The sequence below is a fragment of the Clostridia bacterium genome, from assembly GCA_036562685.1.
Classification (GTDB): domain Bacteria; phylum Bacillota; class Clostridia; order Christensenellales; family DUVY01; genus DUVY01.
This window is the reverse complement of record DATCJR010000090.1, coordinates 1-5,498: the sequence shown is the minus strand read 5'-3', so window position 1 is coordinate 5,498 and position 5,498 is coordinate 1. Positions and strand designations below refer to the sequence as shown.

The following is a 5,498-nucleotide window of genomic DNA, read 5'->3' as shown; positions in this document are numbered from 1 at the left end:
CCCTCTTGCCAAAAATAGTAACACATTTTAGCATGCTCAATCAGACAAAATAATTTTAGACCCGTCTGCTTTTGTGATATAATAATGTAAATACGCTGTCTATTAGACGGTTTTTTGTAGGAGCATATTATGTTGGATAAGCAGACAAAACTAGTATTAAAAAAGATTGGCAGCATGGTAAGTGGTGAAGAATACATAATAATTAAGCTGAGCGAACTAAAGAGCGCCTTACCTTTTCAATGTGATAACGAAGGTCTTGCGGCTTCAATTAAGTTTTTGCAAAAAGAGCAAATGGTTGCCGTAAAATATTCGGACATAGAAAATGTCTGCCTTACGGTTTTACCTGCTGGAAGAATCTATTTGGAAGAACAGGAAGCTGCAGTAAAAAAGCAAATTCAAAAAGTTAAAAAAGGCTTATTATCTGGACTTGGAGTGTTTTTTGCTGCTATGCTTGGAACAATTGTAGGTCAAGCAATTATAAAACTTTTTGAATTAATATTTTAGGGTGAGGACGAAAGAAGATGGCTACAATCAATTTTAGAGAACGTATTGTAATGCGTGCAATATATGAAGCGATGCAAGGACGCGACAGCGCACTTCTTAAGATTGATGAGATATATTCAAAAATCAATCCAAGAAAGTACATAAAATTTTTGAAAAAAGAAACCAATTATGAAGAAGCTGAAGTAGGCAAGTTTTTTGTTAAAGACAAGCCTATTAAAAAAGAAGATATAAAAGATATATTATATGTGCTAGAATATGCCCAATATTTTAATTTGACGACCGCTAAAGATTCGGATCAAGAAGTTTTTGTAATTGATATGTTAGACAAGGGCAAGAACTTTTTGCGTGATGAAAAAGACAAGCGTAAGAGCATTTACTTGATTATTGCAAGAACTGTTGCTTTGGCTGTTCTGAGCTTTTTGGTCTCAATGATATTAAAAGCATGGCTTAGCTAGAAAAGTTAACAGGAGATACATGGAACAACATCGTTTTGAATTGGTATCTAAATTTTCGCCGACAGGTGATCAGCCTGCCGCTATCCGAAAACTTACCGAAGGAATAGAAAACGGACTTAAAAGTCAAGTTTTGTTAGGGGTTACGGGCAGCGGCAAAACTTTTACTATGGCTAATATCATCGCCAATCTCAATCGTCCAGCACTTGTCATTGCTCATAACAAAATCTTGGCTGCGCAGCTATGCAATGAGCTGAGAGAGTTCTTCCCAAAAAACCGTGTTGAATTTTTTGTAAGCTATTATGATTATTATCAACCGGAAGCATATATCCCTTCATCAGACACTTATATTGAAAAGGATATGTCAATTAATGACGAGATTGATAAGTTAAGACACTCTGCGACATGTTCATTGTATGAAAGACGGGATACAATTGTAGTCGCGTCTGTTTCGTGTATATATGGTTTGGGTGCGCCTGAAGAATATTATAATCTGTCTATCTCATTGCGCCCCGGCGACAAGTTAGACAGAGATAAATTAATAAGAAGATTAATTGACATCAATTATAAACGTAACGATATGGAATTTGTGCGTACTAATTTTAGAGTACGCGGAGATACAGTTGATATTTTCCCTGCCAGTGCTTCGGAAACCGCGATCAGAGTTGAGTTTTTTGGTTCGGAGATCGATAAAATCTATGAAATAGAAGGCTTGACTGGCAAGGTCTTGGCAGAATTGAAGCACGTGGCGATTTTTCCTGCATCGCATTATGCCGTTGAACAGCAAAAGTTAGAAGACGCTTTAAGAAGAATAGAGCGAGACAAGGAAATACAGGAAGAGGCATTCAAACAAAAAGGCAAGCTGATAGAAGCTCAAAGAATAAAAGAAAGGGTAAATTATGACCTCGAAATGCTGAGAGAAATGGGCTATTGCAACGGTATTGAAAACTATTCGAGGTATTTTGACGGGCGCAATCCCGGGCAGCCGCCTTTTACATTGCTTGATTACTTTCCTAAAGATTTTATTTTATTTATCGACGAATCGCATATGTCAGTTCCGCAGATAAGAGGGATGTATCATGGCGATATTGCAAGAAAGACCAATCTTGTAGAATACGGGTTTAGACTGCCTTCTGCTTATGATAACAGACCGCTTAACTTTAAAGAATTTAATGACCGCATAGGTCAAGTGATATATATTTCGGCAACACCGGCTGAATATGAATTGAGCATAGCAGATCAGGTAGTAGAACAGCTTATAAGACCGACAGGACTGGTAGATCCTGAAATTGAAGTAAGACCGATAAAAGGTCAAATTGACGACCTTATCACCGAGATCAAAAAAACAATTGCAAAAAATTATAGAGTGCTTGTTACTACGCTTACCAAAAAGACAGCCGAAAACTTGACCGATTATCTTATTAATTTTGGAATCAAGGCGCGTTATCTGCACAGCGAAATAGATACTTTGGAGCGTATAGAAATAATAAGCGCATTAAGAAAGGGCGATTTTGATGTTTTGGTAGGTATTAACCTTTTAAGAGAAGGACTGGATATGCCCGAAGTCGCGCTTGTGGCTATTTTGGACGCCGACAAAGAAGGTTTTTTGCGAAGCGACCGTTCTATAATTCAGACAGTAGGTCGAGCGGCAAGAAACGCCGAAGGCAGGGTAATACTATATGCGGATAATATTACGGATTCTATGAAAAGGGCTATGGACGAAACTGCCCGCCGCCGCAAAAAGCAGATAGAATACAACCAAGAACATCATATTACTCCCAAAACGATAATAAAAGAGATAACCAATACTTTGGAAATAACCAAAAAAGCTGATCCGACAGCTAATATCAAGACGGAAGATATTCCAAAAGAACTTGAAAAACTAAAAGTAATGATGGATTTGGCAAGTAAGAACCTGGATTTTGAACAGGCTATACTTATCAGAGATGAAATAGCAAAATTAAGAAAAAGGCTAAGAAAATGAATTTGGACAAGCAAAACAGCATTATTATAAAAGGCGCAAAAGAAAACAATCTAAAAAATTTGGATCTTACTATTCCTAGAAACAAACTGGTAGTGTTTACTGGTATTTCAGGCAGCGGCAAAAGCACGCTTGCTTTTGATACCATTTTTGCCGAAGGACAACGCCGATATGTAGAGAGTTTGTCTTCTTATGCAAGACAGTTTTTGGGGCAGATGAATAAGCCCGATGTTGAGTCTATCGAAGGGCTTTCGCCTGCTATCAGCATTGACCAAAAAACCACTTCAAAAAATCCTCGTTCTACAGTAGGAACGGTTACCGAAATTTATGATTATCTTAGACTTCTTTATGCTAGGATAGGTACTGTACACTGTCCTAACTGCGGAAAAGAAATTACACGCCAGACCATAGACCAGATAGTTGACCGCATTATGGCTATGGGAGAGGATACTAGGATCTTGATTGAGTCGCCTGTGATCAGAGGAAAAAAAGGCGAGTATTCCAAGATGTTTGATTCATTGCGCCATAGCGGCTATGTAAGAGTAAAAGTTGACGGCAATATTTATTCTTTGGACGAAGAAATTAAACTGGACAAAAATATACGACATAACATAAGTGTAGTAGTGGACAGACTGGTTATACGAAACGATATTGTAAAAAGACTTACCGAAAGCGTAGAAAACGCACTCAAATTATCCGAAGGGCTTGTTATTATTGACAATGAAGGCAAGGAAACATTGTTTTCTGATACCTATGCTTGTGTGGACTGCGGTATAAACATAGAAGAAGTAGAGCCCAGATTGTTCAGCTTTAACAGCCCTTGGGGCGCATGTCCTGATTGTACCGGGCTTGGATTCAAGAGCGAATTAGATCCGTCTTTGGTTATACAAAATCCTTCTTTGTCTATTAATCAAGGGGCGCTGTCTGTCAATGGCTGGAATCTTGACACAAACAATCACATGCAGATGTATTTTAAGGCGTTATCCAAAAAGTATAATTTCAGTCTAGATACTCCTTTTGAACAGCTCTCACCCGAAGTTCAGGATATCCTTTTATATGGAACAAAAGGAGAGAAACTTGAATTAAGCTATTCTTCGGGTTCATTTAGCAGCAAGTATGAAGCAGCCTTTGAAGGTGTAATCAATAATCTAGAAAGAAGATATAAAGAGACAAGTTCAGAATATATAAAATACGAGATAGAAAAATATATGCGGACCAGTCCTTGTCCTACCTGTCATGGAAAAAGACTCAAAAAAGAGGCTTTGAGCGTAACGGTAGGCGGACTTAATATTTTTGAGTTATGTGAACTGCCTATTGAAAAGACTTATAGCTTTTTTGATAAGCTTAGCTTAGAAGGCAATAATAAAATTATAGCTGAGCCGATAATTACCGAGATAAAAGCAAGGCTTGGATTTTTGATTAATGTAGGTCTTAACTATCTTACATTATTCAGAAACGCAGGCACTCTTTCTGGCGGCGAGGCTCAAAGAATTAGACTTGCGACCCAGATAGGCAGCGGACTTATGGGCGTGCTTTATATTTTGGATGAGCCTAGCATCGGACTTCATCAGCGAGACAATGGTAAGCTGCTTGGAGCTTTGAAAAAACTAAGAGATCTCGGTAACTCTTTGATAGTGGTAGAACACGATGAAGAAACTATGAGAGAAGCTGATTATATAGTAGATATCGGTCCGGGCGCAGGCGAGCATGGCGGAAGACTGGTTGCACAAGGAAGCCTGCAGGATATAATGAATTGCCCGGAATCTATTACAGGAATGTACCTAAGCGGCAAAAAGACAATAGCAATTCCTGAAAAGAGAAGACCTGTAAGCGACAAATTCTTAACGATAAAAGGGGCAAGAGAAAACAACCTTAAAAACGTTGATGTTTCTATTCCGCTTGGCGTTATGACAGCTATCACAGGCGTATCCGGCAGCGGCAAGAGTTCGCTTATTAATTATACATTATATCCCGCACTAGCCAACACGCTCAATGGAAGCAAAAAAGTGCTTGCCAACTGCGATGGCGTGTTTGGGCTGGAATATCTAGACAAGGTAATAGACATTGACCAAAGCCCCATAGGACGCACACCTAGAAGCAATCCTGCGACATATACCGGCGTGTTTACTATGATACGCGATTTGTTTGCGGCTACGCCTGACGCACAAGAACGTGGCTATAAGTCTGGACGATTCAGCTTTAATATAAAAGGCGGACGTTGCGAAGCGTGCGAAGGCGATGGTATAAAAAAGATAGAAATGCACTTTTTGCCTGATGTCTATATTCCCTGCGAAGTCTGCAAAGGTCAAAGATATAATAGAGAAACCTTGCAGGTAAAATATAAGGGCAAAAACATTTCAGAAGTGCTGAATATGACCGTAGAAGAAGCAATGATTTTCTTTGAAAACCAGCAATCTATATATAACAAAATCAAGACTTTGTATGAAGTCGGACTTGGATATATAAGACTGGGACAGCCTGCTACGACGCTTTCAGGCGGCGAAGCTCAAAGAGTGAAGCTTGCGACTGAACTTTCTAAGCGCAGCACAGGAAAGACTGTT

The 5,498-nt window shown here is 38.9% G+C and carries 4 protein-coding genes; all 4 read left to right on the top strand.

The window, feature by feature from the left end; genetic code table 11:
* Positions 1–129: 129 nt before the first annotated feature.
* Positions 130–504: a hypothetical protein gene (locus VIL26_03910; GenBank protein ID HEY8390078.1), complete on the top strand. Its 375-nt coding sequence runs from the start codon at positions 130–132 to the stop codon at positions 502–504.
* Positions 505–521: 17 nt separating this feature from the next.
* Positions 522–959 (top strand): hypothetical protein, encoded by a 438-nt coding sequence (locus VIL26_03905; GenBank protein HEY8390077.1) that lies wholly within the window; start codon positions 522–524, stop codon positions 957–959.
* A 19-nt stretch (positions 960–978) separates the two neighbouring features.
* The gene (gene uvrB, locus VIL26_03900; protein HEY8390076.1) at positions 979–2,940 is read left to right on the top strand and encodes an excinuclease ABC subunit UvrB; all 1,962 of its coding nucleotides are present in this window, start codon (positions 979–981) and stop codon (positions 2,938–2,940) included.
* Positions 2,937–5,498 (top strand): excinuclease ABC subunit UvrA (gene uvrA, locus VIL26_03895; GenBank protein ID HEY8390075.1); only part of this gene is annotated, 2,562 nt, incomplete at its 3' end. The genes uvrB and uvrA, both read left to right, overlap by 4 nt.

Excerpts from the sequence above, each read along its gene's own strand:
- VIL26_03910 (HEY8390078.1), top strand. The coding sequence starts at position 130 with ATGTTGGATAAGCAGACAAAACTAGTATTAAAAAAGATTGGCAGCATG.
- VIL26_03905 (HEY8390077.1), top strand. The coding sequence starts at position 522 with ATGGCTACAATCAATTTTAGAGAACGTATTGTAATGCGTGCAATATAT.
- uvrB (HEY8390076.1), top strand. The coding sequence starts at position 979 with ATGGAACAACATCGTTTTGAATTGGTATCTAAATTTTCGCCGACAGGT.